Consider the following 25,627-nt stretch of genomic DNA (forward strand, 5'->3'; position numbering starts at 1 on the left):
AAAAGCAGCTTCGAGCTTTTAGCTTCAAGCTGCAAGTTGAGGCGGGGCTCTTCATACTGGGTGTTTTGGAGTTCAGGGACGGATCTGCATGACGCTTAATTCTTCATTCGCGGGTCGACTGGCCGGTTGGGGCCTGCTGGTAGTGCTGGGTCTTAATCTGCGGCCGATTCTCAGCTCCATCAGCCCATTGCTCGGTGAGATTCGCCAGGCAACGGGCTTGAGCTTTCAGAGCAGCGCCCTGCTCACCAGTTTGCCGGTGGTGTGCATGGGCCTGGTGGCGCTGGTGGGCGTGCGTGTGGAGGCGCGTTTGGGTGAACGGCGCGGGATTGCCCTGGGCCTGATAATGATTCTGCTGGCATGCCTGGCACGCTGGCTGCTGGGCCAGGCGTCGGCGCTGCTGGTGACGGCACTGCTGGGCGGCGCAGGGGTGGCGCTGATCCAGACGCTGGTGCCGGCGATGATCAAGCGTGAATTTCACCAGCGCGTGCCGGTGGCGATGGGTGTGTACTCGGCCTCGCTGATGGCCGGCGGCGGGCTGGCGGCGTTGCTCAGCCCGGTGGTGGCCACGCATTTCCAGCACTGGCAGGCGGGCCTTGGCGTATGGCTGTTGCCGGCGCTGGGGGCGTTGCTGTTGTGGGCATGGCTGCCCCTGGGTGCGGCGAAAAACATGCAGGTGGGTCCGGCCTTCAAAGGGCTGCGTAATCGTCGCGCCTGGCTGCTGGCGCTGTATTTTGGCCTGGTCAATTGCGGCTACATGAGCCTGGTGGCCTGGCTGCCGGCCTACTATCAGCAACTGGGCTGGGACGTGCTGCCCAGCGGCTCGCTGCTCGCGTTCATGACGATCTTCCAGGTACTCGCCGCGCTGCTGATGCCGGTGCTCGCGCAACGAAGCAGCGACCGTCGACCGCTGCTCGGCATCAGCCTGTCGGCACAGGCCATCGGTTATCTGGGATTGATCCTCGCGCCGCATGCCTTGCCGCACCTGTGGGTGGCGCTGTGCGGCTTCGGTCTGGGCGCCTGTTTTGCCCTGAGCCTGCTGCTGACCCTGGACCATCACCGCGATCCGCGCCAGGCCGGGCAACTGGCCGCGTTCGTGCAAGGTGTGGGCTTTTTGATCAATGCGCTTTCGCCGTGGCTGACCGGCTGGCTGCGCGAACTCACCGGCCAGTTTGTCAGCGCCTGGATCGTGCTGACCGTGACGGTGCTGGCAATGCTGCTGGTGACGCGGCTGTTCAGCCCGGCGAGCTGTGCGGATGGACCTTTAACGGCCAACTGATCTTCCAGTGGCGAGCGCTAATGCCGTTCAGTTAAGCGCAGATTCCCTGTGGCGAGCAGGCTTGTCCTGCGTTGGGCCGCGCAGGAGCCCCAAAACCATGTGTTGAGCCGTATCAGGTACACCGCGTTTTGCTGGATTGGGGGTGCTTCGCACCCCAACGCGGGGCAAGCCCGCTCGCCACAATAAGCCCACAAATGTTCCTTAACTGAACGGCATTAGGGCGAGCCCGCTCGCCACACATGCATTGCGGCAATAAGACCTTCAAGCGTGCGCAGGCGGCTCCAGCCGATTGGCCCGCGCAAACGTCCCGAAATCATTGAAGCGCACGCCCATCTCGGCCATGACCTTATGCCCCACTTTGGCGGTCATCTGGCGAATGTAGAACGGCTCTTTCACCACAAAATGGTGAATCCCGTGGGTGCTGCCAAAGTTGAAGCAGAACGCCTGCATCGGCCATAGCCACCAGGGGTTGAGCACCTGGGTCTGCTGGATCACATTGCCCAGCTCCACATCGCCGTAGTAGTGCATGTTGGAGCTGACAAAGTGCAGGCAGAACGTGCGCAGCACATTGGGCCCGATGATCACCACGGCGGCGATGTCGATCACCTGCATCATCTGCAAGGTGCCGGCCGACCACTCGACCGGCGTGCCCAGCAGACTGGCGATGCCGTTGACCGCGTGAAAACCCAGAAAGATATACCACGCGCCCCAGTGCAGCAGCGCCAACGGCGCGTAGACCAACACAACGCGCTTGAGGATCTTGAGTTTATGGCCCCAGGTGTTGGCGCGCATCAGACGGATCAACGCCGACATCAGGTTATCGCCCACCATCAGCAAGCGTGCCACCCCCCAGGGCTCGCCATTGGTGATGGCGCGTTCTTCCATATCGGCCTCGGTGCCGGAGAACTTGTGATGATTGAGGTGCAGGTGCCGGCGTATCCACGGGTTGATGGTGCTGGGCCGCGCCAGCCACACCAGGCCCATCATCAGGTTGTGAGGCAGGCGCTGCTTGCGAAAGTACATGCTGTGGATCAGGTCGTGTTCCAGCTCATGGGTCAGTGAGGCGAGAAACGCATTGAGCAGCAGGCACGCCCACCAGGCCATATGCCCGGTGATATACAGCGCCGCCGAACCGAGCATGCCCAGCAGGGCAAACGCCAGGATGCCCGCGCCCAGCGCGTCCTGATGCAACAGCCAGGGGTGCTGCCGGCGCAGGCGCACACCTTCGGCCAGCACCACTTCACGGATATACGCCGCACGCTGTTGCGCGTTCATCTGCCGGGGGCTTGCAGAACTACCGTCCATGCTTCCATTCTCTGAGAACTGTGATGCGTACATCCTGCCCCATGCGATCAGGCAGGACGCTAGCCCCACACGCCAACCTGTTGACCGCAAGCGCCAATCACCATGACCGAACCCACGTCTCTCGCAAGCTGGACCCGCGCCCTGCGCAAGCAACTCGATGCCCTGGGCCTGGACAGCGCCGCGCTGTGCGCGCAGGCAGGGCTCGACCCGAAGCACATGGACGACCCCGAAGCGCGCTATCCGCTGTCGGCCACCACGCGCCTGTGGGCGCTGGCGGTACAGGCCAGCGGTGACCCGGCGATTGGCTTGCGGGTGTCACGGTTTGTGAGCCCCACCACGTTTCACGCACTGGGTTACGCACTGGTGGCCAGCGGCAGTCTGCGTGAGGTGTTCGAGCGCATCGTGCGTTATCACCAAGTGGTCAGCGATGCGCTGAGTCCGCAGCTGACCCGTCACGACGATCACTACAGCTTTCGCCTGCTGCAACCCGAAGGCAGCCCGGCACCGGCGCCGGAAGCCATCGATGCGTTTGCGGCGATCTATGTGCGCACCTGCCGCAACCGCCTGGGCCGCGACTATGCGCCGTTGGCCGTCCATCTGCGCCGCGCCGAACCGGCCGATGCCGGCCCGTGGCACACGGTGTTCCGCGCGCCGGTGTTTTTTGGCGCTGAAGAGGACCGTCTGGAGTTTGCCGCCCACGATTTCGACAGCCATCTGGACGACGCCAACCCGGCACTGGCCGAGCACAACGAAACCGTGCTCAAGCGCACCCTGGCGCAACTGCAACCGCTGACCTGGGAGCGCAGGGTACGCGCCGTCATCGAGGCGCAATTGCCCGACGGCGAGCCGGGCGCCGAACGGATTGCCCAGGCGCTGCACTTGAGTTTGCGCAGCTTGCAGCGGCACCTCGCGGATGAAGGCTGTCGGTTTGATGCGCTGCTCAATGAGTGCCGGCAGAACCTGGCACTGCAGCACTTGCGGGACCCGCAGTGCTCGTTGGCCGAGATCAGTCATTTGTTGGGGTTTGCCGATACCAGCAGTTTCAATCGGGCGTTCAAGCGGTGGACGGGGGTGACGCCGGGGCAGTTCAGGGATGGGTTGCGGTAGGGAGATGTGGGGAGAGGGTAATGGTCTCATCGGGTTCAAGCCCCCTCCCACAGGGGAACGCATTTCAGCATGTGGGAGTGGGCTCGCCCTAATGCCGTTCAGTTAAGCGCAGATTCCCTGTGGCGAGCAGGCTTGTCCTGCGTTGGGCTGCGCAGCAGCCCCAAAACCAGGCGCTGAGCCGTATCAGGTACACGCGTTTTGCAGGATTGGGGGCGCTTCGCACCCCAACGCGGGGCAAGCCCGCTCGCCACAATAAGCCCACACATTTTCCATAACTGAACAGCATTAGGGCTTGCCCCCGATAGCAATGGTGCAGGCACTGCAAATGCCGGATCAGTCAGCGCCCACGATCACGCCGCAACAGCTTCCTCACCCGCGCCACCAACGCCCTGGCCTCGAACGGCTTGAGCAGGTAGTCATCCTCATGCAATTCCAACCCGCGCAGGCGATCTTCAATCCCGCCCGGCGTGGTGAGGAACAGCACCGGCGTCTCGCCGCGTTGCCGAATGGCCTGCTGCAGCTTCCAGGCGTTCAGCCCGGGCAGCATTACATCCAGAATCACCAGGTCGTACACGGTGCTTTCCACAAAGCGCTGGGCCGCCATGCCGTTGGCCGCGACTTCCACGCCGAAGCCTGCCTCGCTCAAGCCCTGGGCCATGTGCTGCGCCAGCTCGGGCTGGTCTTCCACTAACAACACCTGCATGCCTTACCTCTGGGTTTGATTACAAACCTGTCATCAAATTGTGCGGTTTCTGACCACGTTCACTGGCTACCGTGACGGCCTGCTTTCTGGAGCCATCACCATGCATCGCACTGCCCTGTTCCTCAGCCTCGCCGTCTGCACCGCAGCCCTGGCGACGCCCCAACTGCCCCGCCATGCCACGCTGGATTTGCACACCGCGCGCCAACTGGCCGACGCGAGCCTCACCCATTGCAGCGCTGCGCTGACCGTGCTCGACCGTGGCGGCAACCTGCTGCTGGGCCTGCGGGCCGACGGCGTCGGCCCGCACAACAGCCTCGCCAGCCAGCGCAAGGCCTTTACGGCGCTCTCGACCAAAACCCCGACCCGGCTGTTTGCCGAACGGGCGCGCAACAACCCCGAAGCCGCCAACCTTAACAGCTTGCCCGAGTTGCTGTTGCTCGGTGGCGGCGTGCCGCTGTTTGCCGACGCTGAACTGGTGGGCGCGCTGGGCATCGCCGGTGCCGGCGGCGCAGCACAGGACGAGTCCTGCGCAATACAGGCCGCCGAGCAACTGGGCTTGAAAACTTCCCTCTGATTCCACCTTCCTCAAAAAGGACTTCTCGATGAAAACCCTAAGCATGACCCTCGCCGCCCTCAGCCTCAGCAGCTTGTGCAACCTGGCCCTGGCCGACGGCAATCCGCTGAGCGTGCACGTGCTCAACCTGGAAAACGGCCTGCCGAGTGCTGGCGTGAACGTCACCCTGGAGCAGCACGTGGGCGATCAATGGCAGTCGCTGTCCACTGGCGTCACCAACCCGCAGGGGCGCATCGCCGAGCTGTTCCCCGCCGGCCGCAGCATGGCGCCGGGTGAATACCGTGTGGTGTTCAAGACCGGTGACTATTACAAAAAGGCCAACCGCGAGACGTTCTTCCCCGAAGTGCCGGTGATTTTCCAGGTGAAACAGGCCGACCAGCATTACCACATCCCGCTGTTGCTCAGCCCGTATGGGTTCTCTACCTATCGCGGCTCATAGGCCCGCAGCCTGATGCAGGCCTTTGAGATCGAGTATCTCAATCGCGCCATAACTCAGACCGAGGGTGCCCTGCTGCTCCAGCGCCTTGAGCAGACTGTTGGTGGTCTGGCGCGACAGGCCCAACATTGCCGCCAAGTCCTCCTGAGGCAGCTGCAATGTGCGGCGCGCCTGGTCTATTTCGCCGTAGCCCTCGGCGATCATCAGCAGCCGATGGGCCAGGCGCGCCGACGCGGGCATCAGGCTCATTTGCTCGATATTGATCAACGACAGGCGCAGTTTGTGGCTCATCAACAGGGCCACATCGCGCCAATACGCCGGCTGGTGTTCGAGGATGTCGAGCATGGCGGCCTGGGGCACCTGCAACAGCGTGCATAGGCCGGTGGCCAGGGCATCGTGGGTGCGCGGCAGGCTGTCGAACAGGCAGATTTCGCCGAACCAGTAAGGCGTTTCCACCAGGCTCAACACCGCTTCCTTGCCCTGGGCGTTCACCGCGCTGATGCGTACCGCGCCGTCCAGCACCGCGTAAAGCCCGCAGGGTGGATCGCCGCGCTTGAACAGGTATTGCCCAGCCGTCAGCGAGCGCACCCGCGCCGCCGCCAGCAGACTACGCTGTAGCTCGACAGGCAGGTGGCTGAACCAGTGGCCGCAGGCCAAACGGGCGTGCCATTTCTCTGCATCCATGAGAACTCCGAAGATTGTCGCCCAGCTGACAGTCAGGCGCCGGCTGACAGGGCATGATCGAGCATCCTACAGGAGGAACAACAATGAAAAGCCTCGTCGACCACCTCAGTCAATACGCCGCCTACCACCGCGACCCGCGCAATATCGCCAGCCATTTTGTGGGTATCCCGCTGATCGTGGTGGCGGTGGCCGTGCTGCTTTCACGCCCCGAATGGTCCGTCGGTGGCCTGTGGGTTTCACCGGCCGTGATCCTGACGTTGTTTTCGGCATGGTTTTACCTGCGCCTCGAACTGGCCTTGGGCGTGCTGATGACGATGCTGATGGGCTTGTCAGTGTGGGCCGGCCATGTGCTGGCGGCGCAAAGCACGCTGGTGTGGTTGAGCAGCGGCGTCGGTTTATTCGTGGTGGGCTGGGTGATTCAGTTTGTCGGGCATTACTGGGAAGGCCGCAAGCCCGCGTTTGTGGATGACGTGTCGGGGCTGATCGTGGGGCCGTTGTTTGTGGTGGCAGAGGCGGCGTTTTTGCTGGGGTTGCGCCAGGAGCTGAAGCAGCAGATCGAACACCGCTCAGGCCCGGTGGCACGCCGCGATCTCAAGCCCAGCGGGATCTAAATGTGGGAGGGGCAAGCCCCCTCCCACATTGGCCCGATTTCCAGATGGGTTATGGCGGGGGTTGTCAGGCTTTCTGCCAGACCTTGGGTTTGAAGAACAGGGTATCGCCGCGCGCCAGGCCGGTGAGGCTGTCGTGGTCCTTCACCACTTCGGCTTCGATCAGTTCGCCCTGGCCCTCGACCTTCAGCGTCACTCGCGTGGTTGCGCCCAGCGGGCGGATATCACGCACTTGAGCCGCGTGGTGATCCTCCAGCTCATGGCGCGACAGCGACACTTCGTGCGGGCGGAACAGCACGTGCTGGTCTTCGCCCAGGTGCAGGCGGTTGGAGTCACCGAGGAAGTGATAGACGAAGTCGCTGGCCGGGTTCTCATAGACCTCACCCGGTGAGCCGATCTGCTCGATCACGCCCTTGTTCATCACCACAATGCGGTCGGCGACTTCCATGGCCTCTTCCTGGTCGTGGGTGACGAACACCGAGGTCAGGTTGATGTCTTCGTGCAGGCGCGCCAGCCAGCGGCGCAGTTCTTTACGCACCTTGGCGTCGAGGGCGCCGAACGGTTCATCCAACAGCAGCACCTTGGGCTCGACCGCCAACGCGCGGGCCAGGGCGATGCGCTGGCGCTGGCCGCCGGAGAGTTGTTCCGGGTAGCGATCCGACAGCCAGTCGAGCTGCACCATGTTCAGCAGCTCATGGACCTTGGCCGCAATCTGACTTTGCGTCGGACGCTGGTTTTTCGGCTTCATGCGCAGGCCGAAAGCGACGTTGTCGAACACGGTCATGTGGCGGAACAGCGCGTAGTGTTGAAACACAAAGCCGACGTTGCGATCGCGCACATCGTGGCCGGAGACGTCTTCGCCGTGGAACACGATGCTGCCGTCATCCGGGGTTTCCAGCCCGGCAATGATGCGCAGCAAGGTGGTCTTGCCGCAGCCGGACGGGCCCAGCAACGCCACCAGCTCGCCACTCTGGATGTCCAGATTGATGCTGTTCAGGGCCTTGAAGGCGTTGAAGTTCTTGCTGACATTACGGACTTGGATCGACATGACTTATTCCTCACCGGCGCTGTTGCGCAGGCGGTTGATACGGTTCTCGCTCCACTGCTTGAGCAGCAGGATGAAGAGCGCCAGGATCAGCAACAGGCTGGCCACCGCAAACGCGGCAACGTGGTTGTATTCGTTGTAAAGAATCTCGACGTGCAGCGGCAGGGTGTTGGTGACGCCACGAATGTGCCCGGACACCACCGACACCGCGCCGAATTCGCCCATGGCCCGCGCGGTACACAGCACCACGCCGTAGATCAGGCCCCATTTGATGTTCGGCACGGTGACATGCCAGAACATCTGCCAGCCATTGGCGCCAAGCAGGCGCGCGGCCTCTTCTTCCTGGGTGCCCTGCTCCTGCATCAGCGGGATCAGCTCACGGGCCACGAACGGCACGGTGACGAAAATGGTGGCGAGCACGATGCCGGGCAAGGCAAACACGATCTGAATGTCATGCTCCTGCAACCACGGCCCGAAGAAGCCCTGGGCGCCGAACATCAGCACGTAGACGAGACCCGCAATCACCGGAGATACCGAGAACGGCAAGTCGATCAGCGTCACCAGAATGCTTTTGCCACGGAACGAGTACTTGCTCACGCACCAGGCCGCGCTGACGCCGAACACCACGTTGAGCGGCACCGAAATCGCCACGGCGATCACCGTGAGTTTCAGCGCCGACAAGGCGTCGGGCTCCAGGATCGCGGTGAAGAACGCGCCGAGGCCGTTCTTCAGGCCCTGGGACACCACGATAAACAGCGGCAGCAGCAAAAACAGCGCAAACACCAGCCAGCCAAGGCCGATCAGGATGCGTCGCGACACTGCGCTGCCACGCCGGGCCGCATTGGCCGAGGACGCGGCGGAAATAGACGATTGGGACATGTTCCGCGCCTCCTTATGGACGTTCGATGCGCCGCTGCAGCAAGTTGATCAGCAGCAGCAACACAAAGGAAACCACCAGCATCAGCACACCGATGGAGGTGGCCCCGCGGTAGTCGTACTGGTCGAGCTTGACCATGATCAGCAGCGGCAGGATCTCGGTCTTCATCGGCATGTTGCCGGCGATGAAGATTACCGAACCGTACTCACCCACGCCCCGGGCAAACGCCAGGGCAAAGCCGGTGAGCCAGGCCGGCAGCAGCTCGGGCACGAGGATGTAGCGGAACACCTGCAACGGCTTGGCGCCCAGGCAGGCGGCGGCCTCTTCGATTTCCCGGGGGATGTCGGCGAGCACCGGCTGCACCGTGCGTACCACAAAGGGCAGGGTGACGAAGGTCAGCGCCAGGGTGATGCCCAAGGGGGTGTAGGCGATCTTGAAGCCCAGGTCGGCGGCGAACTGGCCGACCAGGCCGGTAGGCGTGTACAGCGCGGTGAGCGCGATACCGGCCACGGCGGTGGGCAGGGCGAACGGCAGGTCGATCATCGCATCGATGATCTTGCGGCCGGGGAAGCTGTAGCGCACCAGCACCCAGGCCAGCAACGTGCCGATCACGCCGTTGATCAGCGCGGCGTAGAGCGCGGTGCTGAAGCTCAGTTTCAACGCCGCCAATACGCGCGGGGCGGAGATGATGGCCCAGAACTGATCCCAGGTGAGTTGAGCGGCGTGCACGAACATCGCCGCCAGGGGGATGAGTACGATCAGGCTGAGGTACACCACGGTGTAGCCCAGCGTCAGCCCGAAGCCGGGTATGACGGGGGAGATACGACGCGACATAAGAGTCCTTGGTTAAAGGGTGGAAACCACTGTAGAAGCGCGCTTTCTGGAGCTGGTTTTCCTGTGGGAACCGGGCTTGCCCGCGATGCAGGCACCTTGGTGTGTCAGTCACTCCAGGGTGATGCTATCGCGGGCAAGCCAGCTCCACAGAAGAGCGCTCTCCTGGGTTATTGCGCCGTGTAGATCTGGTCGAACACGCCACCGTCGTTGAAGAATTTCGGCTGGGCAGTTTTCCAGCCGCCGAAGTCTTTGTCGATGGTCACCAGGTCCAGTTTGGGGAACTGCCGGGCGTACTTGGCGGCGACTTTTTCATCGCGTGGGCGGTAGAAGTTCTTCGCCGCAATCTCCTGGCCAGCCGGGCTGTACAGGTGCTTAAGGTACTCGGTGGCGATCTCGGTGTTGCCCTTTTTCTCGGCGTTCTTGTCAACCACGGCCACCGGCGGCTCGGCGAGGATCGACAGCGACGGCACGACGATGTCGAACTTGTCGGCGCCGCCGTCTTCCTTCAGTGCCAGAAAGGCTTCGTTTTCCCAGGCCAGCAACACGTCACCCTGACCGTTGTTGACGAAGGTGATGGTCGAACCGCGCGCGCCGGTGTCGAGGATCGGCACGTGCTTGAACAGTTCTTTCACGTACGCCTGGGCCTTGGCCTCGCTGCCACCGGCCTTGAGGCCATAGGCCCAGGCGGCGAGGAAGTTCCAGCGCGCACCGCCGGAGGTTTTCGGGTTCGGCGTGATCACCGACACGTCTTTTTTGATCAAGTCGCCCCAGTCCTTGATGCCTTTGGGGTTGCCCTTGCGCACCAGGAACACGATGGTCGAGGTGTAAGGCGTGCTCGCATCCGGCAGGCGGGTCTGCCAGTTTTCCGGCAGGGTTTTGCCCAATTTTGCGATTTCATCGATGTCGCCGGCCAGGGCCAGGGTCACCACGTCGGCGCGCAAGCCGTCGATGACAGCACGGCCCTGCTTGCCCGAACCGCCATGGGACTGCTGGATTTTGACGGTGTCGCCGGGGTGGGACTGCGTCCAGAAGTCGGTGAACTCCGCGTTGTAGTCCTGGTACAGCTCACGGGTAGGATCGTACGAGACGTTGAGCAACTCGTAATCCTTGGCAACGGCGGAACCGGCGAACACGGCACTGGCCAGCGCGGCCAGGGCATAACGGCGAATCGACGACATGGAAGCTCCTAGAATTCTGGTGTTGGCTTTTTCTTATGGTTGCGGGTGCTGCGAATCGCCGTTGCTGCCTAGCTCGGCTTGTTGCCCGGGTTCTGCAAACGGAATTTCTCTTTACGTTCGATCTGTACCACCTGTGCGTTGTGCACAGTGATTTCCACCGCGCCGAACCGCAGATCGCGCAACGCGCTCTGGATCTCACGCAAAATGGCTGCTTCGTCCTGGGCGTCGACGCTGCGAAGAGATGCGCTCATGGTCTCGCTCCTGAAATGAATAGTGCCTGGCAGTGGCGAAACTGCTTGCGGCGTGGGAGCGATAGTAGATAAGCGCGGATATTCTTAAAAAGACTATTTAAGAATGTTTATATAACTAAAAATCAAGCTGGATGAAGAGGCAATTGTGGCAGGGGGCAAGCCCCCCCACAGTTGACTGTGTTTCAAGCTCGAATCGTGGGGGAGTTGGACCATTCAATGTCTGTGGCAGGCTTGGGCTTTCCAAACCAATATCCCTGGCCCATATCGCACGCCTGCGCCAGCAAAAACCGCGCCTGCTCGACCTGCTCGATGCCTTCGGCGTGCACCTGCAAGCCCATGCTTTTGGCCAGGGCGACCACCATGCGCACGATGGCGACGTCATCTTCATCCCCCGGCAACCCGGCGACGAACCCCTGGTCGATCTTGAGCTTGTGCACCGGCAGGCGCTTGAGGCGCAGCAGCGAGGAATAGCCGGTGCCAAAGTCATCGATGGCCAGGCGCAAGCCCAGTTCGCGCAGACGGTGCAGTTGCTCCAGAGCCCTGTCCGGATCGTCCATCACCGCGCTTTCGGTGACCTCCAGCTCCAGGAAAGCCGGGTCCAGGCCGGTGTCGTGCAGCACCCGCGCGACGTGTTCGTACAGCTCGCGCCGGGCGAACAGCCGGCTGGAGACGTTGACCGCCATGAACCCCAGCGGCCGGCCCTCGGCCAGCCATTGGCCCATCTGCCGACAGGCCTGGAGCATCACCCATCCGTCAATATCGGCAATCAGCCCGGTACGCTCGGCGATGGGGATGAATTCACCGGGCGGCACAAGGCCGCGCTCCGGGTGCTGCCAGCGCACCAGCGCTTCGACACCGATCAGGCGGCCGTCCTGCAGGTTGTGCACCGGCTGGTAGTAGACGCGCAGTTCGTCGCCGTCGAGGGCGCGGCGCAACTCGCCGGCAATTTCCACACGGTTTTGCGCGTGGGCGGTGAGCTCTTCGGTGTACAGCGCAAAGCCTTCGCGGCCCGCGCTCTTGGCCTTGAACAGCGCCGAATCGGCGTTGCGCAGCAGTTGTTCGGCACTCAGGGCATCGCCGGGGAACAGGCTGATGCCAATGCTGGCGCTGATAAACAGCTGGTTGCCATCGAACACGAACGGTTCTTTCATCGCCTCGAGCATGCGTTGCGCCAGGGCAACCGCCTGGGTCACCTGTGGACAATGTTCCGCCAGCACGGCGAACTCATCTCCGCCCAGGCGCGCCAGAGTCACGCCGGGACCGAACAGGCCCGCCAGCCGCTCGCCGACGCGTTTGAGCAGTTGGTCACCGACGTTGTGACCAAGGCTGTCATTGATGATCTTGAAGTGGTCCAGGTCCAGCAGCAGCAACGCACAGCCGCGTTTATGCACCTGCGCCGAGGCCAGGGCCTGCTCGGCACGGTCGCTGAACAGCAGGCGGTTGGGCAGGTCGGTCAGCGGGTCGTGATGGGCCAGGTGCGCCAATTCGTGCTCGGAGTCCTTGATGGCACTGATGTCGGAAAACACCGCGACGTAATGGCTAATGCGGCCGTCGTCGTCATGGATGACCCGGATGGTTTGCCACTGTGGATAAACTTCACCGCTTTTGCGCCGATTCCAGATCTCACCGCTCCATTCACCGTCCTGTTCGAGAGTCTGAAACATCTGCCGGTAAAAATTCGACGAATGGCGCCCGGACTTGAACAGACTCGGCTGCCGCCCCAGGACCTCCTCGCCGCAATAGCCGGTGATGGTGATAAAGGCCCGATTGACATGCACAATCTGGCCTTCGCTGTCGGTGACCAATACGCCTTCGCGGGTGCAATCGAAGACGGCGGCGGCCTGACGCAGGCGCTCGCGATTTTCCTTCAAGGGTCGCAGCAGACGATTGGCGCTGGCGGCGCGGGCGCCGATCAGGCAGATCAGCAGCGCACTCAGCGCCACCCATAGGTAGCCGCTCACCTGAAAGCCGTACTGCAATACCCGTGGTTCATCGAGAAAGTTGATCAATAAAAGGGGGCTGAACAGCAGCCACGCGATGGAAATCAACAGGTATACCAGCCCCGTCAACAGGGCACCTCGGTACGAAAACAGCATATGCCCAGTAATCCTTACCCAAAAAACAGCATCGCCCTACAAAGGTTACGGATTATAGAATAAGAAACATCCAGTCACTCCTATCTGAAAGGGTGTCTGGTTTTCTGTGTAGGCTTAGTGATAATGCGTGAGCTGTTCTTTTCTTTATCTGAGGGCCATACAGCCTATGTGGTACAACGGTTTTCTTGATCTGTCAGCCTGGCAACTGGTGGCAGTCACCCTGTTGATGACCCACGTGACCATTGTCGGGGTCACGGTTTATCTGCATCGCTATTCAGCCCATCGCTCCCTGGAGCTCAATGCCGGCCTGAAACACTTCTTCCGTCTCTGGCTGTGGCTGACCACGGCGCAGAACACCCGCGAGTGGACCGCCATCCACCGCAAGCATCACGCCAAGTGCGAAACCGTCGATGACCCGCACAGCCCGGTGATCAAGGGCCTGTCCACCGTAATGCGCAAGGGCGCGGAGCTGTACCGCGCCGAAGCGGAAAACCCGGAGACCCTGCGCATCTACGGCAAGAACTGCCCGGACGACTGGATCGAACGCAAGCTCTACACGCCCTACCCGCTGCTGGGCGTGGCGATCATGGGCGTGATCGACCTGCTGCTGTTCGGCACCATCGGCATCACCATCTGGGCGATCCAGATGATGTGGATTCCGTTCTGGGCCGCCGGCGTCATCAACGGCCTGGGGCATGCCGTGGGCTATCGCAACTTCGAATGCCGCGACGCCGCCACCAACCTGGTGCCGTGGGGCATCATCGTCGGCGGCGAAGAGCTGCATAACAACCATCACACCTACCCCAACTCGGCCAAACTCTCGGTGAAGAAGTGGGAGTTCGACATGGGCTGGGCCTGGATCAAGGTGTTCAGCTTCCTGCGCCTGGCCAAGGTGCAGCGGGTTGCGCCAATTGCCCACCGTGTCGAAGGCAAGGGCCATCTGGACATGGACACCGCCATGGCGATCCTCAACAACCGCTTCCAGATCATGGCCCAGTACCGCAAGCTGGTGATCGGCCCGCTGGTCAAGCAGGAGCTGGCAAGGGTCGACCATTCGGTGCGCCATCAATTCCACCGCGCCAAGCGCCTGCTGTCCCGTGAAACCAGCCTGCTGGACGATCGCCATCACCTGCGTATCCAGAGCCTGCTGGAACACAGCCAGGCCCTGAAAGTGATCTACGAGAAGCGCCTGGCGCTGCAGCAGATCTGGGTCAAGACCAGCTCTAACGGTCACGACATGCTGGCGGCGATCAAGGAATGGGTACACGAGGCCGAGGCCAGCGGTATCCAGTCACTGCGCGATTTTGCCCACCAATTGAAGACCTACTCGCTGCGTCCGGCGACGGTCTGACGGTGCCGTGGGAGGGCTGGCCCTCCCACTTATCCTGTTTCTGACGTCATTTTCCGGGCACCGCCAATCCGTGCCGTTCATGGAACTTCGACGCATTTACCCTCTCTCAAAGAACACTTCGCCATCATGGTGGCCCCTTGTTGTGACCGCTGCTCCACCTTGCGGCGCGCCCAGAGAGAGTTGTGCCGATGGTTCACGAAAAGCCCCTTTCGCCTGACCTTCCAACCGCTGAACCGCCCCACCCGGCGGCGGCTGCCACCCTGCTTGCACTCATGCATGCCCAGGGTGAAGTCGAGCGTCTGAGTGAGCGCGAGCAGTTGCTGAGTTCGCTGCTGGTGAGCGTGAATGCGGTGCTGTGGGCTGTCGACTGGGAAACCCGTCGCGTACTCTATGTGAGCCCGGCCTACGAGCGGGTGTTTGGACGAGCGGCAAGCCTGCTGCTCGCCGACCACCGCGAATGGCGCAACAGCATTCACCCCGAAGACCTCGACTACGCCGAACAGAGCCTGGCCCGCGTGCTGACCACTGGCGCCGTGGAAGACCGTGAATACCGCATCATCACCGCCGACGGGCAAATTCGCTGGCTCTGTGACAAGTGCTACATCAACCAGCAGGCCGCGCCCGACAAGCCGCTGATCGTAGTGGGCATCGCCGAGGACATCACCGAAAAGAAGCAGTTGGAGCTGGAGTTGCACCGCCTGGCCACTACCGACGTACTGACCCAGAGCAGCAACCGCCGGCACTTTTTCGAATGCGCCAACCAGGCCTTCGACGTCGCCTCTGCCCAGGGCGCGCCGCTGGCGTTCCTGCTGCTGGACATCGATGACTTCAAGGACATCAACGACACGTATGGCCACCTGGAAGGCGATCAGGTGCTGCGACGTATCGCCGAAAGTGGCCGAGGTGTATTGCGCCGTGGCGACTTGTTTGGACGCATCGGAGGCGAAGAGTTCGCCGCCGTGCTGCCCGGTTGCGCGCCGGAGATGGCGCTGCAAGTGGCGCAGCGCCTGGGCAAAGAGATCCAGGCGCTGAGCTTCAGTTATGACGGCCGCGCCTTCAACGTGACGGTCAGCCAGGGCCTGGCGAGCCTGCGCGAAAGCGACTCGACCCTCGACAGCCTGTTCGCCCGCGCCGACGCCGCCATGTACGAGGCCAAGCGCCTGGGCAAAAACCGCGTCATCGCCGACTGACGCCAGGCGCAAAATAAAAGTGGGAGGCTTCGCCAAACCTGTGGCGAGCAGGCTTGTCCTGCGTTGGGCTGCGCAGCAGCCCCAAAACCAGGCGCTGAGCCGTATCAGGTACACCGCGTTTTGCTGAATTGGGGGCGCTTCGCACCCCAGCGCGGGGCAAGCCCGCTCGCCACAGAGATGGGGTTACCTGAAATTTCAGGCTTTGAAATCAACAAGCTGTTTTTTGTTTGATAAGAGGGGGGCAAGCCCCCCTCCCACTGGTTTTTCTATCGCGTCAGAGCTCGGAGAAGCACTCTTCGATGATCGCCAGGCCCTTGTCCAGTTGCTCGTCCGGCGAGGTCAGCGGTACCAGCACGCGCAACACGTTGCCGTAGGTGCCGCAGGACAGCAGGATCAGGCCCTTGTCCCGCGCCTTGGCCACCACGGCGGCGACCGCTGCGGCGTTCGGCTTGTGGCTGTCGCCGTCTTCGAACAGTTCCAGCGCGATCATCGCGCCCAGGGCGCGCACTTCACCGATCACCGGGTACTTGGCCTGGATCGCCTTGAGGCCGCTCACCAAACGCTCACCCACCGTTTTGCAACGGTCCAGCAGGTGCTCTTCCTCGAACACCTCCATCACCGCCAGCGCAGCCGCGCAGGCAATCGGGCTGCCGGCGTAAGTGCCGCCCAGGCCGCCTGGGGCGATGGCGTCCATGTAGTGCGCCTTGCCGCACACACCGGCCAGCGGGAAACCGCCGGCGATGGACTTGGCGAAGGTGGTCAGGTCGGCGGCAACGCCCATCTGTTCCATGGCGAAGAAGGTGCCGGTACGGCCAGCGCCGGTTTGCACTTCGTCGGCGATCAGCAGGATGCCGTGCTTGTCGCACAGTTCGCGCAGACGCTTCATGAAGGACTTGGGCGCGACGTAGAAACCGCCCTCACCCTGCACCGGCTCGATGATGATGGCGGCGATATCACGCGGCTCGGCATCGTTCTTGAAGATGCGCTCGATGCTGGCGATGGCGTCGTCGTCGCTCACGCCGTGCAGTTCGTTCGGGAACAGCGCGCGGAACACACCGCCGGGCATCAGGCCCATGCCGGCCGAGTACGGCACGACTTTGCCGGTGAGGCCCAGGGTCATCATGGTGCGGCCGTGGTAAGCGCCGGTGAAGGCGATCACGCCGGCACGGCCGGTGGCAGCGCGGGCGATCTTCACGGCGTTCTCAACGGCTTCGGAACCGGTGGTGACCAGCAAGGTTTTCTTGTCGAAATCCCCCGGCACCTTGGCGTTGATTTTTTCGCACAGCTCCACGTACGGCTCATACGCCAGCACCTGGAAGCAGGTGTGCGTCAGCTTGTTCAGTTGCTCGGTCACGGCCGCGATGATTTTCGGGTGCACGTGGCCGGTGTTCAGCACGGCGATACCGCCGGCGAAGTCGATGAACTCGCGACCTTCAACGTCGGTCACGGTGGCGTTCTTCGCGGACTCGGCGAAGATCGGGTGAATCTGGCCCACACCGCGTGGTACAGCGGCTTCGCGGCGTTTCATCAGGGAAGCGTTGGTCTTGCTCATAAAGTCCTCATTCGCCACTCATCGGGTGGCGCGGCTCAAGGAATACGTGGCGGGGAGGCAACTGCGGCAGCATGCGATGATCGACTGCCACAGCGTTCCCGGCCACTGCGAATAACGGTGTGAAACACGCAAAGGGTCAGCGCTCTCGTGCCCTTTGCGTCTGCTGCAATGCCAAACCGGGGCTTAGATGCCCAGGCAGAGGTATTTGATTTCTAGGTAATCCTCGATCCCGTACTTGGAGCCTTCACGGCCCAGGCCCGACGCCTTGATGCCGCCGAACGGCGCCACTTCGTTGGAGATCAACCCGGTGTTGACGCCGACCATGCCGTATTCCAGCGCTTCCGCCACACGGAACACACGGCCCAGGTCGCGGGCGTAGAAGTAGGACGCCAGGCCGAACTCGGTGTCGTTGGACATCGCGATCACTTCGGCTTCGTCTTTGAAACGGAACAGCGGCGCCAGCGGACCGAAGGTTTCTTCCTTCGCCACGGCGGCGTTTTTCGGCACATCCACCAGAATGGTTGGCTCGAAGAAGTTGCCTTCCATCGCCTTGCCACCGGTCAACAGCTTCGCGCCTTTGCTCAGGGCATCAGCGATGTGTTCCTTGACCTTGGCCACGGCTTTTTCGTCGATCAGCGGGCCGGTTGTGGTGCCATCTTCCAGACCGTTGCCGATCTTCAATTTGGCCACGGCAACTTTTAGTTTTTCGGCGAACGCGTCGTACACCGAATCCTGAATGTACAGGCGGTTGGCGCAGACGCAGGTCTGACCGTTGTTGCGGTACTTGGAGATGATCGCGCCTTCGACGGCCTTGTCCAGGTCAGCGTCATCGAACACGATAAACGGCGCGTTGCCGCCCAGTTCCAGGGACACCTTCTTGATGTCCTTGGCGCATTCAGCCATCAGCTGGCGACCGATTTCGGTGGAACCGGTGAACGACAATTTACGCACGATCGGGTTGCTGGTCAGCTCGCCACCGATGTCGCCAGCGCTGCCGGTGACCACACTCAGCACCCCTTGCGGGATACCGGCACGGTGCGCCAGCTCAACCAGCGCCAGGGCCGAGAACGGCGTCTGCGACGCCGGCTTGATCACCATGGTGCAACCGGCGGCCAGGGCCGGGCCGGCTTTACGGGTGATCATCGCGGCGGGGAAGTTCCACGGGGTGATGGCAGCGGTCACGCCGATCGGCTGCTTGATCACGATCAGGCGCTTGTCGGGCTGGTGGCCAGGAATCACATCGCCGTAGATGCGCTTGGCCTCTTCGGCAAACCACTCGATAAAGGACGCGGCGTAGACGATTTCGCCCTTGGCTTCAGCCAGCGGCTTGCCCTGCTCAAGGGTCATCAGACGAGCAAGGTCGTCCTGGTTTTCGATCAGCAGCTCGAACCAACGGCGCAGCTTGTTTGCACGCTCCTTGGCGGTAAGGGCACGCCAAGCCGGCAGCGCCTTGTCGGCAGCCTCGATGGCACGGCGGGTTTCCGCGGCGCCCATCTTCGGCACACTGCCGAGAATCTCGCCCGTGGCCGGGTTATTGACCTTGATGGTTTGACCGTTGTCCGCGTCGACCCAAGCGCCGTCGATAAAGGCTTGTTGGCGGAACAACTGGGTATCTTTGAGCTGCATGTCGGCTTTCCTTAACAGCACCGCGCGCACGCGGAGCGAATTAGAGTTGTAGAAAGGCGCCTTGTGGGCTGCCGTCAGGGAAATCAGCCCCAGCACGCAACGTGAGTGAAACGGCGCACGGGAGACAGAGCGTTTGAAATCTCAAACGAATCCTAGGAGCAATGGGGGTACAGGGCAATAGTCTGTTCGAAAAAAAGAACGTAAAGCGCCTGCGTGTTCGGGAAGTGTGATCAGCGTGGACGAACAGCGTTCCACCCCATCGACCACCGGCCCCCGATGCAGAGCCCTGGCGGGAAGGTTTCCCACGATCCAGCGGCCAAACCCAGCATGGACGCCCAAGGTCGACATGGGTATGATGGCGCCCGCACAAGCATCCGTAGCTCAGCTGGATAGAGTACTGCCCTCCGAAGGCAGGGGTCGTGGGTTCGAATCCCGCCGGGTGCACCAGATTAGTGAAAAAGCCCCAAACCGAAAGGTCTGGGGCTTTTTCGTATCAACGCCTTCTCACCCCCTCCAACAACCCCGGCAAATCCTCCTGCGGAAACCGCTCATGCAACGCCAGCAGCTTCTCATCCGCCGCCCTGCTTTCCCCCGCCTCACGTAGCGCGACAATCTCCCGCAACCCCTCCTCCAACGCAGGCCCTGGCACTGGCGCGCGTTTAGTGATTCGTTCGGCTGCAGATTGGCCCACCATCGCCCCAGCGCGCTCATCCCTGGGCGCCATCGCAATCCGAGCCATCGGTGCCTGCACAGAAAACGTAGCGGTAGATATTTCGTTATGCGCCACCGGCTCACGCATCACCACACCCACCATCAACGCCAGCCCGGCCACCGTGGCGAATGCCATTTGCCAGCGCGGTTGTTTACAGATGTTGCGCCAGCGCTGCCACACGCTCATCTGCGGCTCTGGGGCCTCACGTCGGGCGGTGTCGAGGATGAAGGCGTCGAGGGCTGCAGGCGGTTCGCCTGGGCTGTGTTGGCGATAGTGCTGCAGCATGTCATCGGGATCCGGTTTGGCGCGTTTATCGGTCATGCGGTGATCTCCTCGCCCAGCAGGCGGCGCAGTTTCTGCTGGGCGTAGCGCAGGCGGCTTTTGACGGTTTCCAGCGGGGCGTTGGTGAGGGCGGCGATTTGCGGTACGTCGAGGTCGCCGTGCAGGCGCAGCAGGAAGACTTCGCGCTGGTCGTCGGGCAGGCCTTGCAGGGCGGCGTCGAGGCGGGCCTGGTCGCGGCTCAGGCTCAGTTGCTGCTCGGGGCCGGCGTCGTGGGCGGGCTGGGCGTGCAGTTGTTCGTCGTAGCTGTCGTGCAGCGGGCTGTGGATGCCGTGCTTGCGCCAGTGATCGATCAGGCGGTTGCGGGCAATCTGGAACAGCCAGGTACGAAAACTCGCGCGGCCCTGTGGCTGGGTGGTGCTGCGGATCAGGCTCAGCCAGGTTTCCTGATAGATCTCTTCGGCCAATTCGGCCTTGTTGCACAGGGCCACGAGAAATCGGTAAAGGCCCTGGCGGTGACGTGCGTAGAGCGCTTCGAACGCGGCGGCGTCACCGGTTCGGTAGCGGGCCAGCAGCGATTCGTCGCTGGGTGAGGCAGCCGGGGTGGGCATGTGCGTGGCGGGCTCCTTTTGATCGCAGCGTGTCAGTCAGGACATTTAGTGAATGGCATACCGCTATCGGGAGCAAGCCCCCTCCCACAGTTGATTGTGGAGGGCCGAGGGATTGGCTTAACCGAGCGTGTGAATGATTCGCTCACTTGGGTCAGACGCAGGAGTCCGTGAAGTAGGTTCATTCGCCGGTCAATCTGGATAGTTTCACGAGCTGGGTGGCACGGCCAGCAACGACGGGGTCGAGGGCTGAAATTAAACACTGCATAAACATTTACGTCCTCGGCCCACCGCTCAAAAAAGTCTTGTTCGGACACATATCCACCTTTGGAAACGCTTTCCCGGACTGGCAGTTTTACCCCCCCCTGCAAACGGAACCTGCGGCGTCGTTCAAGTAAGGAAAGTGACAGCACCCAGCGGAAAATACTACCGTGAGAATAAATTTCAGCGCGCCCTTATATGCCTATCAGCCGTACATTCAACCTGCTCTGCGACCGTTCAACCGGTTGCTTGGAACACTCCTTCGGCCATTTCTCCAACCGCCTATTCCGCACCGCTATGTGCGCAAGGCGCCACCACACTACGTCGAGTCAAATCGCTTTCTGCATCCTCCAGCCAGAAGTACTCGCCATGCCAACTACGACGAGACGCTGCGCCGGGACGATCCACACGCAGCCAGGATCCACAAGCGCTCGTTTGACAAGCAGCAAGCCGTTGAGCAACTCACCCGGGAAACGGACAAGTGGCATGACTGGAATCGGAATGGCAAGACTGAAATTTCCTACACGTTCAACACCCATGCACAACGGTTCAACGAAGCTCAAAAGCGGGACGCTCGACGCTCCATGCAATCCTGGAGTGATGTCGCCAATCTGGATTTCACTGAGAACGGCCGCCAGGCAGAAGGTCGATTAAGCTTCGGTGTTTCCAGCCAAGTCCACACGGCAGTGGGCTTTTTCCCCGGACAGTTTTGGAGCAGCGGCAACACGCTTTACAACCCAAGCCGGGTGACACGCCACGATCTGACCCACGAAATTGGTCACACACTGGGCCTGACTCATCCAGGCCATTACGACGGTTGGAACGGGGCAAGCGCGCCTGACCACGTACAGGACTCCAGAGCGCATAGCGTCATGAGTTACTTCGACGCCGAACACTGCGGCAAGCAGCTTGGCGAACCGCCCAAAGCGCCGATGATGGACGACATCAGTGCGGTGCAAAAAAGGTATGGGGCCAATCATCACATTCGCCGGGAAGACAACACCTACGGTTTCAACTCCAATAGCGGCAGGGATTACTACTCCCTCGAAAACCATCGGGATAGCGCGGCGTTCTGCATCTGGGACGGCGCGGGCAACGACACGCTGGATGTCTCGGGGTACGGCAACGACCAGGTCATCAACCTCAGGGCGGGCTCGTTCTCGGATGTGGGGGGTTTGCGAGGCAATGTCTCTATTGCGCGCGACTGCGCCATCGAAAATGCCATTGGCGGCTCAGGCCATGACGCACTGATCGGCAACGACGCCGCCAACCGGCTCACGGGTGGGGGCGGCGCAGACCGGCTGCGCGGCGGCAGAGGCGCGGACACGTTCGTCTATAAACGCGCCAGCGATTCCACGCCTGAAGCCCCGGACGAAATCATGGACCTCTCCACCGGGGTCGACAAAATGGACCTGCGCGGCCTGGAGAACGAGGCCAATACACACCTCAAACTCGTCACTGCCTTCACTGGGCGCGCAGGCGAAACCATCGTCAGTTTCGACCCGGCTATCAATCGCTATTTCGTCGCCATCGACCTGACTGGCACGGGCAAGCCGAGCTTCCGAGTCAACAGCACGCAATTGATCAATCCCAAGGACATCCTGGTGAACTGAGGTCGCAAAAGCCCTGGCTGACCATGCGGCCAGCAGGGCTTTCAAACACCTCAGTCGGTGCCGTATTTCGGATTACGCGGGCCGTACAGAATGCCGGTGCGTTGTCCTGCCGACAGCAGGCGGGCGCTGGTAATCCCGGCAATCGGGTGCGCCGCATCGGTGGAGCTGTTGATCACCTGCTTGACCGCCGCCGTGATCAGCATGCCTACCAGGCCGCCGCCGTTGTTGTTGCCTTCTTCGCTGGACGCACGCGCCGCACCGGTCCACAGGGTGGTGCCGGTACGCAGGTCGACCAGTTTGGCCGAGGCCGTCACGGAGGTGTCGCTGGAGATCAGCATGTACTTGGTGCCGTACTCGCTAACGGTGATGTACAGCGCTGCGTCCGCACCAAAGATGTCATGCAGCTTGGTGGGCGGCACGGCCTGAATATCGTTGGCAGTGGTCAGACCGTTCTGGCGGAAGGTTTCATCCACCAGGGCGATCGGCAACACGTAGTAGCCGGCTTCGGCCAACGGGTAAGTCACCTGCGACACCAGGCTGTAGGAGGCCTGCACTTCCGGCGACTCGTTGATCGGCGGCAGTACCAGGATCGACTTGGGCCGCGCCTGTTTGTAGGCCGTGTAATCAATGGTCTTGGGCGCCGCGCAACCGCCGAGCAAAGCCAGGGCCAGCAAGGCGCCGGTGAGTTTCAAGAGGTTCATTTGAGGGCAACTCCGGCCTTGGCGTTTTTAAGCAAAAAATCCATGTAAGGGGCGGACTCAGGGAACAACGCCTTTTCGGTACGCAGCTCCTGCACCATCTGGTCATCCTTGCCCATGCTCATGTACAGCATGCCCAAATGCGCGTGGTAACCCGGCGGCGCCTTGCGGCCACTGGCGTTGATCTTCTGCAGATCGCGTTCCAGTGCCTCGACTTGCGCTTCCTTGGGCTCACCCTTGAAGTACTCGTAAACCTGCGGCTGGTAGCTTTCCCATTGATACAGGGGCTGGGGCGCCGTCTGGCACCCGGCGACTGCTGCGATTGCTGTCAGCATCAGCGCCAACTTCACTGCCTTGCTCATCCGTGTACTGCTCCTTGTGGTGTGGCTGATCAGTTGCGCGGGTTCCAGGCGCCGGCATTGATGCCGTCGACCAGGCGGTTGATCGCTTCGCGCATGGCCAGGTCCAGCACCTTGCCATTGAGGGTGGAGTCGTAGCTGGCGGTACCGCCGAAGCCGATCACTTCACGGTTGGACAGCGCGTACTCACCGGCACCCTGGGTGGAATACACCACTTCGGATGTGCTGATGTTGACGATATTCAACGCGACCTTGGCGTAGGCCACCTGGGTTTTGCCACGGCCGAGAATGCCGAACAGCTGGCGGTCGCCGGTCTCTTTGCGGCCGAACTCGGTCACATCGCCGGTCACTACGTAGTCAGCGCCCTTGAGCTTCTGCGCGGTGCCTTTGATCGCGGCTTCCTGGGAGATTTCGCCCATGTTGTCGCGATCCAGCACGTTGAAGCGGTTGGTCTGCTGCAGGTGAGTAATGAGGATGGTCTTGGCCTGACCACCGAGGCGGTCGACGCCATCGGAGAAGATGCCGCGCATGTAGCTGGAGCGGTTATCGAACTTGCCCACGGCAATCGGCACGCGCACGCCGGAATAGGCAATCTTGGCGCTGGCGACCTGCTCCACCGGCATCGCGCGGTTGCTCTCGGTGGCGCAACCGGCCACGGTCAACAGCGCTGCGGCGGTGAGGCCAGACAGCAGGATTTTGGAGAGTGTGTTCACGTATTGCTCCTGAAATGGGAAATCGGCAGAGCTAAGGCCTGCGGCGATTCCGGGAGGAGCAACACGTGCGTCTGCATTCATCCCTGAATCTGTAGTGCCGCAACGGCTGGCGCATTTTACGGAGTTAAGGGGGGTTCTCAAGTTGTTTCGCGCGGATATGTGAACCCTGCACAACCTGCAGAACATGAAGTTCCACCAGGCTTACTTGAGCTCCTTCACCAGATACTGGCCGGAGATCTGCGTGATCCCGGTCAGCGCCCGGCGCAAAGCCTCGGGGTCAGTGCGGTAGGTCAGCGGCGTGTAGCCATACACATTCTGGCCATTGAACGGCGTGATCGTCTCGAACGTACGCCAGATCATCTGGTCGCCACGGTCCATCTGCGCAATCACCGAAATGGTCGGGTAGATCACGCTGCTGAAACCCTGGGTCAGGCGAAACCCCCACTCAGTCACCGTCAACTGAATCTGCGCATCGGCGGGCTCATCGTCACCCACCACCTTGAGCGTCGACGTCTTGCCCAGCGCATCGACAAAACCTTGTTTGAGCAACACACCCACGTCGATGTTTTCGGCGTCCATCACCGTCAATATCGCCGCTGGCGTCGACATTTCAGCCAACTGCCCAAGCTTCATGCCAGCGGCAAACCCGGCACCGCTCAACGCCGCAGTCCCCACCCTGGACGCCCCGCTCGCCATGCCCACACCGGCACCCAACCCGGCCCCCAGCGCCGCGCCCCAGGCTTGTTCACGACCGAAGTACACCATGTTCTTGCCCCACTTCACGGGCAGCACTTTCACGGTTTTAACCTGCGCGCGATTTTCCGGTGTGAGCGGATGGCTGACGCAGCCGCCGAGGATGAGGGTGGTGAGGAGAATGAGGAGGAGGTTTTTCACGGCAGTCCCTTGGTGTTTTGGGTGTTTATTCAACTCTTCAATGCTGGCAAAGACAGCACTTCATCGTATTGTGGCCAGTCTTCCCTTGCGCGCTTTAGCACACCTTGCATCAACTCGTCCAACTCAGGCACTGGTTGCTCGGACGGCAATTGGTCAAAGGGCGCGGCCAGCAGCGGATGATCAATCTTCTGCGGATTGGCTAAACCTTCCCACTGGCGCAGGCGCAGGATATAGAGAATTTCCACCGGCACGCGCTCCAAGTGCCAGTCCTGATTGAAGTCGTAGGAATTCTTCTGGCTCTCTTTGCCGGTTTGCCAAGTGTGGCGGTCACACGCGGCCAATAGGCAGGGCATCAGGTCGTCGGGGCTGGGAGTGCGCCAATTGGCCAACAAGGCTTCGTAGATGGGTTCGTCGTAAGCATAAGCAGGCCATTGATGCGAGACATCGCCCACCCAATCGGCAAACACACGCAGCATAAAGGCTTGGGCGCGGCGGTGTTGCTCTTCGTACTCAATCACTAATTGATGCCCACGGTTGAGAGCCGCATGGGTGAGATAGCCCTGATGGATGACGGCATCCTTCCAGCCTAGGATCGCCATGGCGGCCATCATATTGGTGGCGGTTTGGATGCTGTAGTTTTGGCGGCGTCGATCATTGCCTGCCGCTTTGGCAATAATGTCGAACTGGCCCGCCCAGAAGAACAACTGCCAAATTCCTACTTGGTAATAGCGCAGCCAATGGGCCAATTCCAGAAGCCATTGCGGGTTATCTGGCGCGGTTGCCATTACCTTGTGGGC

The 25,627-nt window shown here is 61.6% G+C and carries 26 protein-coding genes and 1 tRNA gene; 9 read left to right on the forward strand and 18 right to left on the reverse strand.

Features of this window, described 5'->3' with window-relative positions:
- Window positions 1-88 precede the first annotated feature (88 nt).
- The gene (locus TU75_RS19520) at window positions 89-1,276 is read left to right on the forward strand and encodes a CynX/NimT family MFS transporter (protein WP_060549811.1); all 1,188 of its coding nucleotides are present in this window, start codon (window positions 89-91) and stop codon (window positions 1,274-1,276) included.
- A 261-nt stretch (window positions 1,277-1,537) separates the two neighbouring features.
- On the opposite strand, the gene TU75_RS19525 is transcribed toward TU75_RS19520, so the two are convergent.
- Complete coding sequence (locus tag TU75_RS19525) at window positions 1,538-2,581, reverse strand: fatty acid desaturase (RefSeq protein ID WP_060549812.1); 1,044 nt, start codon at window positions 2,579-2,581, stop codon at window positions 1,538-1,540.
- 102 nt (window positions 2,582-2,683) lie between these two features.
- Here TU75_RS19525 and TU75_RS19530 point away from each other — a divergent pair, with 102 nt between their 5' ends.
- Complete coding sequence (locus TU75_RS19530) at window positions 2,684-3,688, forward strand: AraC family transcriptional regulator (RefSeq protein WP_060549813.1); 1,005 nt, start codon at window positions 2,684-2,686, stop codon at window positions 3,686-3,688.
- Between the two features lie 337 nt (window positions 3,689-4,025).
- On the opposite strand, the gene TU75_RS19535 is transcribed toward TU75_RS19530, so the two are convergent.
- The gene (locus TU75_RS19535) at window positions 4,026-4,391 is read right to left on the reverse strand and encodes a response regulator (protein WP_060549814.1); all 366 of its coding nucleotides are present in this window, start codon (window positions 4,389-4,391) and stop codon (window positions 4,026-4,028) included.
- A 100-nt stretch (window positions 4,392-4,491) separates the two neighbouring features.
- Between TU75_RS19535 and TU75_RS19540 the strand changes: the two genes are divergently transcribed.
- Window positions 4,492-4,965, forward strand: a complete 474-nt coding sequence (locus TU75_RS19540; protein WP_015373482.1) for a GlcG/HbpS family heme-binding protein — start codon at window positions 4,492-4,494, stop codon at window positions 4,963-4,965.
- Between the two features lie 28 nt (window positions 4,966-4,993).
- On the forward strand, window positions 4,994-5,404 hold the full coding sequence (gene uraH, locus TU75_RS19545) for a hydroxyisourate hydrolase (RefSeq protein WP_003238745.1): 411 nt from the start codon (window positions 4,994-4,996) through the stop codon (window positions 5,402-5,404).
- Here the strand turns inward: uraH and TU75_RS19550 are convergent.
- Window positions 5,399-6,085, reverse strand: coding sequence for a Crp/Fnr family transcriptional regulator (locus tag TU75_RS19550; protein ID WP_060549815.1), 687 nt, complete (start codon window positions 6,083-6,085; stop codon window positions 5,399-5,401). The two genes, uraH and TU75_RS19550, sit on opposite strands and share 6 nt — an antisense overlap.
- Before the next feature lie 83 nt (window positions 6,086-6,168).
- Here TU75_RS19550 and TU75_RS19555 point away from each other — a divergent pair, with 83 nt between their 5' ends.
- Entirely contained in the window at window positions 6,169-6,696 is a 528-nt protein-coding gene (locus TU75_RS19555) for an Mpo1 family 2-hydroxy fatty acid dioxygenase (protein WP_003238741.1), read from the forward strand.
- Window positions 6,697-6,760: 64 nt separating this feature from the next.
- On the opposite strand, the gene TU75_RS19560 is transcribed toward TU75_RS19555, so the two are convergent.
- The 6 genes from TU75_RS19560 to dibA form a co-directional block, all read right to left on the reverse strand.
- Window positions 6,761-7,741, reverse strand: coding sequence for a sulfate/molybdate ABC transporter ATP-binding protein (locus tag TU75_RS19560; RefSeq protein WP_060549816.1), 981 nt, complete (start codon window positions 7,739-7,741; stop codon window positions 6,761-6,763).
- A gap of 3 nt (window positions 7,742-7,744) precedes the next feature.
- On the reverse strand, window positions 7,745-8,617 hold the full coding sequence (gene cysW / locus TU75_RS19565) for a sulfate ABC transporter permease subunit CysW (protein ID WP_003238737.1): 873 nt from the start codon (window positions 8,615-8,617) through the stop codon (window positions 7,745-7,747).
- Between the two features lie 13 nt (window positions 8,618-8,630).
- Window positions 8,631-9,449 carry a sulfate ABC transporter permease subunit CysT gene (gene cysT, locus TU75_RS19570; protein ID WP_060549817.1) on the reverse strand — a complete coding sequence of 273 codons (819 nt, stop codon included), beginning with the start codon at window positions 9,447-9,449 and terminating at the stop codon, window positions 8,631-8,633.
- Window positions 9,450-9,616: 167 nt separating this feature from the next.
- On the reverse strand, window positions 9,617-10,627 hold the full coding sequence (locus TU75_RS19575) for a sulfate ABC transporter substrate-binding protein (RefSeq protein WP_015373478.1): 1,011 nt from the start codon (window positions 10,625-10,627) through the stop codon (window positions 9,617-9,619).
- A gap of 68 nt (window positions 10,628-10,695) precedes the next feature.
- Window positions 10,696-10,878 (reverse strand): sulfur starvation response protein OscA, encoded by a 183-nt coding sequence (gene oscA / locus TU75_RS19580; protein WP_060549818.1) that lies wholly within the window; start codon window positions 10,876-10,878, stop codon window positions 10,696-10,698.
- A gap of 182 nt (window positions 10,879-11,060) precedes the next feature.
- Entirely contained in the window at window positions 11,061-12,974 is a 1,914-nt protein-coding gene (dibA, locus tag TU75_RS19585) for a phosphodiesterase DibA (RefSeq protein WP_060549819.1), read from the reverse strand.
- Between the two features lie 166 nt (window positions 12,975-13,140).
- Between dibA and desA the strand changes: the two genes are divergently transcribed.
- Both desA and TU75_RS19595 read left to right on the forward strand, forming a co-directional pair.
- Window positions 13,141-14,325, forward strand: a complete 1,185-nt coding sequence (gene desA / locus TU75_RS19590) for a delta-9 fatty acid desaturase DesA (RefSeq protein ID WP_003238729.1) — start codon at window positions 13,141-13,143, stop codon at window positions 14,323-14,325.
- A gap of 188 nt (window positions 14,326-14,513) precedes the next feature.
- Window positions 14,514-15,515, forward strand: a complete 1,002-nt coding sequence (locus tag TU75_RS19595; RefSeq protein WP_003238726.1) for a GGDEF domain-containing protein — start codon at window positions 14,514-14,516, stop codon at window positions 15,513-15,515.
- A gap of 274 nt (window positions 15,516-15,789) precedes the next feature.
- Here TU75_RS19595 and gabT read toward each other — a convergent pair whose 3' ends face one another.
- Window positions 15,790-17,067 (reverse strand): 4-aminobutyrate--2-oxoglutarate transaminase, encoded by a 1,278-nt coding sequence (gabT, locus tag TU75_RS19600; protein ID WP_003238723.1) that lies wholly within the window; start codon window positions 17,065-17,067, stop codon window positions 15,790-15,792.
- Window positions 17,068-17,250: 183 nt separating this feature from the next.
- Window positions 17,251-18,693: an NADP-dependent succinate-semialdehyde dehydrogenase gene (gene gabD / locus TU75_RS19605; protein ID WP_060549820.1), complete on the reverse strand. Its 1,443-nt coding sequence runs from the start codon at window positions 18,691-18,693 to the stop codon at window positions 17,251-17,253.
- 370 nt (window positions 18,694-19,063) lie between these two features.
- Between gabD and TU75_RS19610 the strand changes: the two genes are divergently transcribed.
- Window positions 19,064-19,140: transfer RNA gene (locus tag TU75_RS19610), tRNA-Arg, on the forward strand.
- Window positions 19,141-19,186: 46 nt separating this feature from the next.
- Here TU75_RS19610 and TU75_RS19615 read toward each other — a convergent pair.
- Together TU75_RS19615 and TU75_RS19620 are read right to left on the reverse strand one after the other, a co-directional pair.
- A complete protein-coding gene (locus TU75_RS19615) occupies window positions 19,187-19,726 on the reverse strand; it encodes a hypothetical protein (protein ID WP_060549821.1) in 540 nt (179 codons plus the stop codon).
- A complete protein-coding gene (locus TU75_RS19620; protein WP_003238717.1) occupies window positions 19,723-20,295 on the reverse strand; it encodes an RNA polymerase sigma factor in 573 nt (190 codons plus the stop codon). Before TU75_RS19620 ends, TU75_RS19615 begins: the two co-directional genes overlap by 4 nt.
- Window positions 20,296-20,723: 428 nt before the next feature.
- Here TU75_RS19620 and TU75_RS27415 point away from each other — a divergent pair, with 428 nt between their 5' ends.
- Window positions 20,724-22,166 (forward strand): M10 family metallopeptidase C-terminal domain-containing protein, encoded by a 1,443-nt coding sequence (locus tag TU75_RS27415; protein ID WP_231981873.1) that lies wholly within the window; start codon window positions 20,724-20,726, stop codon window positions 22,164-22,166.
- A gap of 50 nt (window positions 22,167-22,216) precedes the next feature.
- On the opposite strand, the gene TU75_RS19630 is transcribed toward TU75_RS27415, so the two are convergent.
- The 5 genes from TU75_RS19630 to TU75_RS19650 all read right to left on the reverse strand — a co-directional run bounded on the left by TU75_RS19630 (window position 22,217) and on the right by TU75_RS19650 (window position 25,534).
- Window positions 22,217-22,867 (reverse strand): DUF799 domain-containing protein, encoded by a 651-nt coding sequence (locus TU75_RS19630; protein ID WP_003238713.1) that lies wholly within the window; start codon window positions 22,865-22,867, stop codon window positions 22,217-22,219.
- Complete coding sequence (locus TU75_RS19635) at window positions 22,864-23,226, reverse strand: DUF4810 domain-containing protein (RefSeq protein ID WP_060549823.1); 363 nt, start codon at window positions 23,224-23,226, stop codon at window positions 22,864-22,866. Before TU75_RS19635 ends, TU75_RS19630 begins: the two co-directional genes overlap by 4 nt.
- A gap of 29 nt (window positions 23,227-23,255) precedes the next feature.
- On the reverse strand, window positions 23,256-23,936 hold the full coding sequence (locus tag TU75_RS19640) for a CsgG/HfaB family protein (protein ID WP_003238709.1): 681 nt from the start codon (window positions 23,934-23,936) through the stop codon (window positions 23,256-23,258).
- 201 nt (window positions 23,937-24,137) lie between these two features.
- A complete protein-coding gene (locus TU75_RS19645) occupies window positions 24,138-24,830 on the reverse strand; it encodes a hypothetical protein (RefSeq protein WP_060549824.1) in 693 nt (230 codons plus the stop codon).
- Window positions 24,831-24,859: 29 nt separating this feature from the next.
- Entirely contained in the window at window positions 24,860-25,534 is a 675-nt protein-coding gene (locus TU75_RS19650) for a hypothetical protein (RefSeq protein WP_041931677.1), read from the reverse strand.
- Window positions 25,535-25,627: the final 93 nt, after the last annotated feature.

Source organism: Pseudomonas poae (assembly GCF_001439785.1).
Lineage (GTDB): Bacteria > Pseudomonadota > Gammaproteobacteria > Pseudomonadales > Pseudomonadaceae > Aquipseudomonas > Aquipseudomonas poae.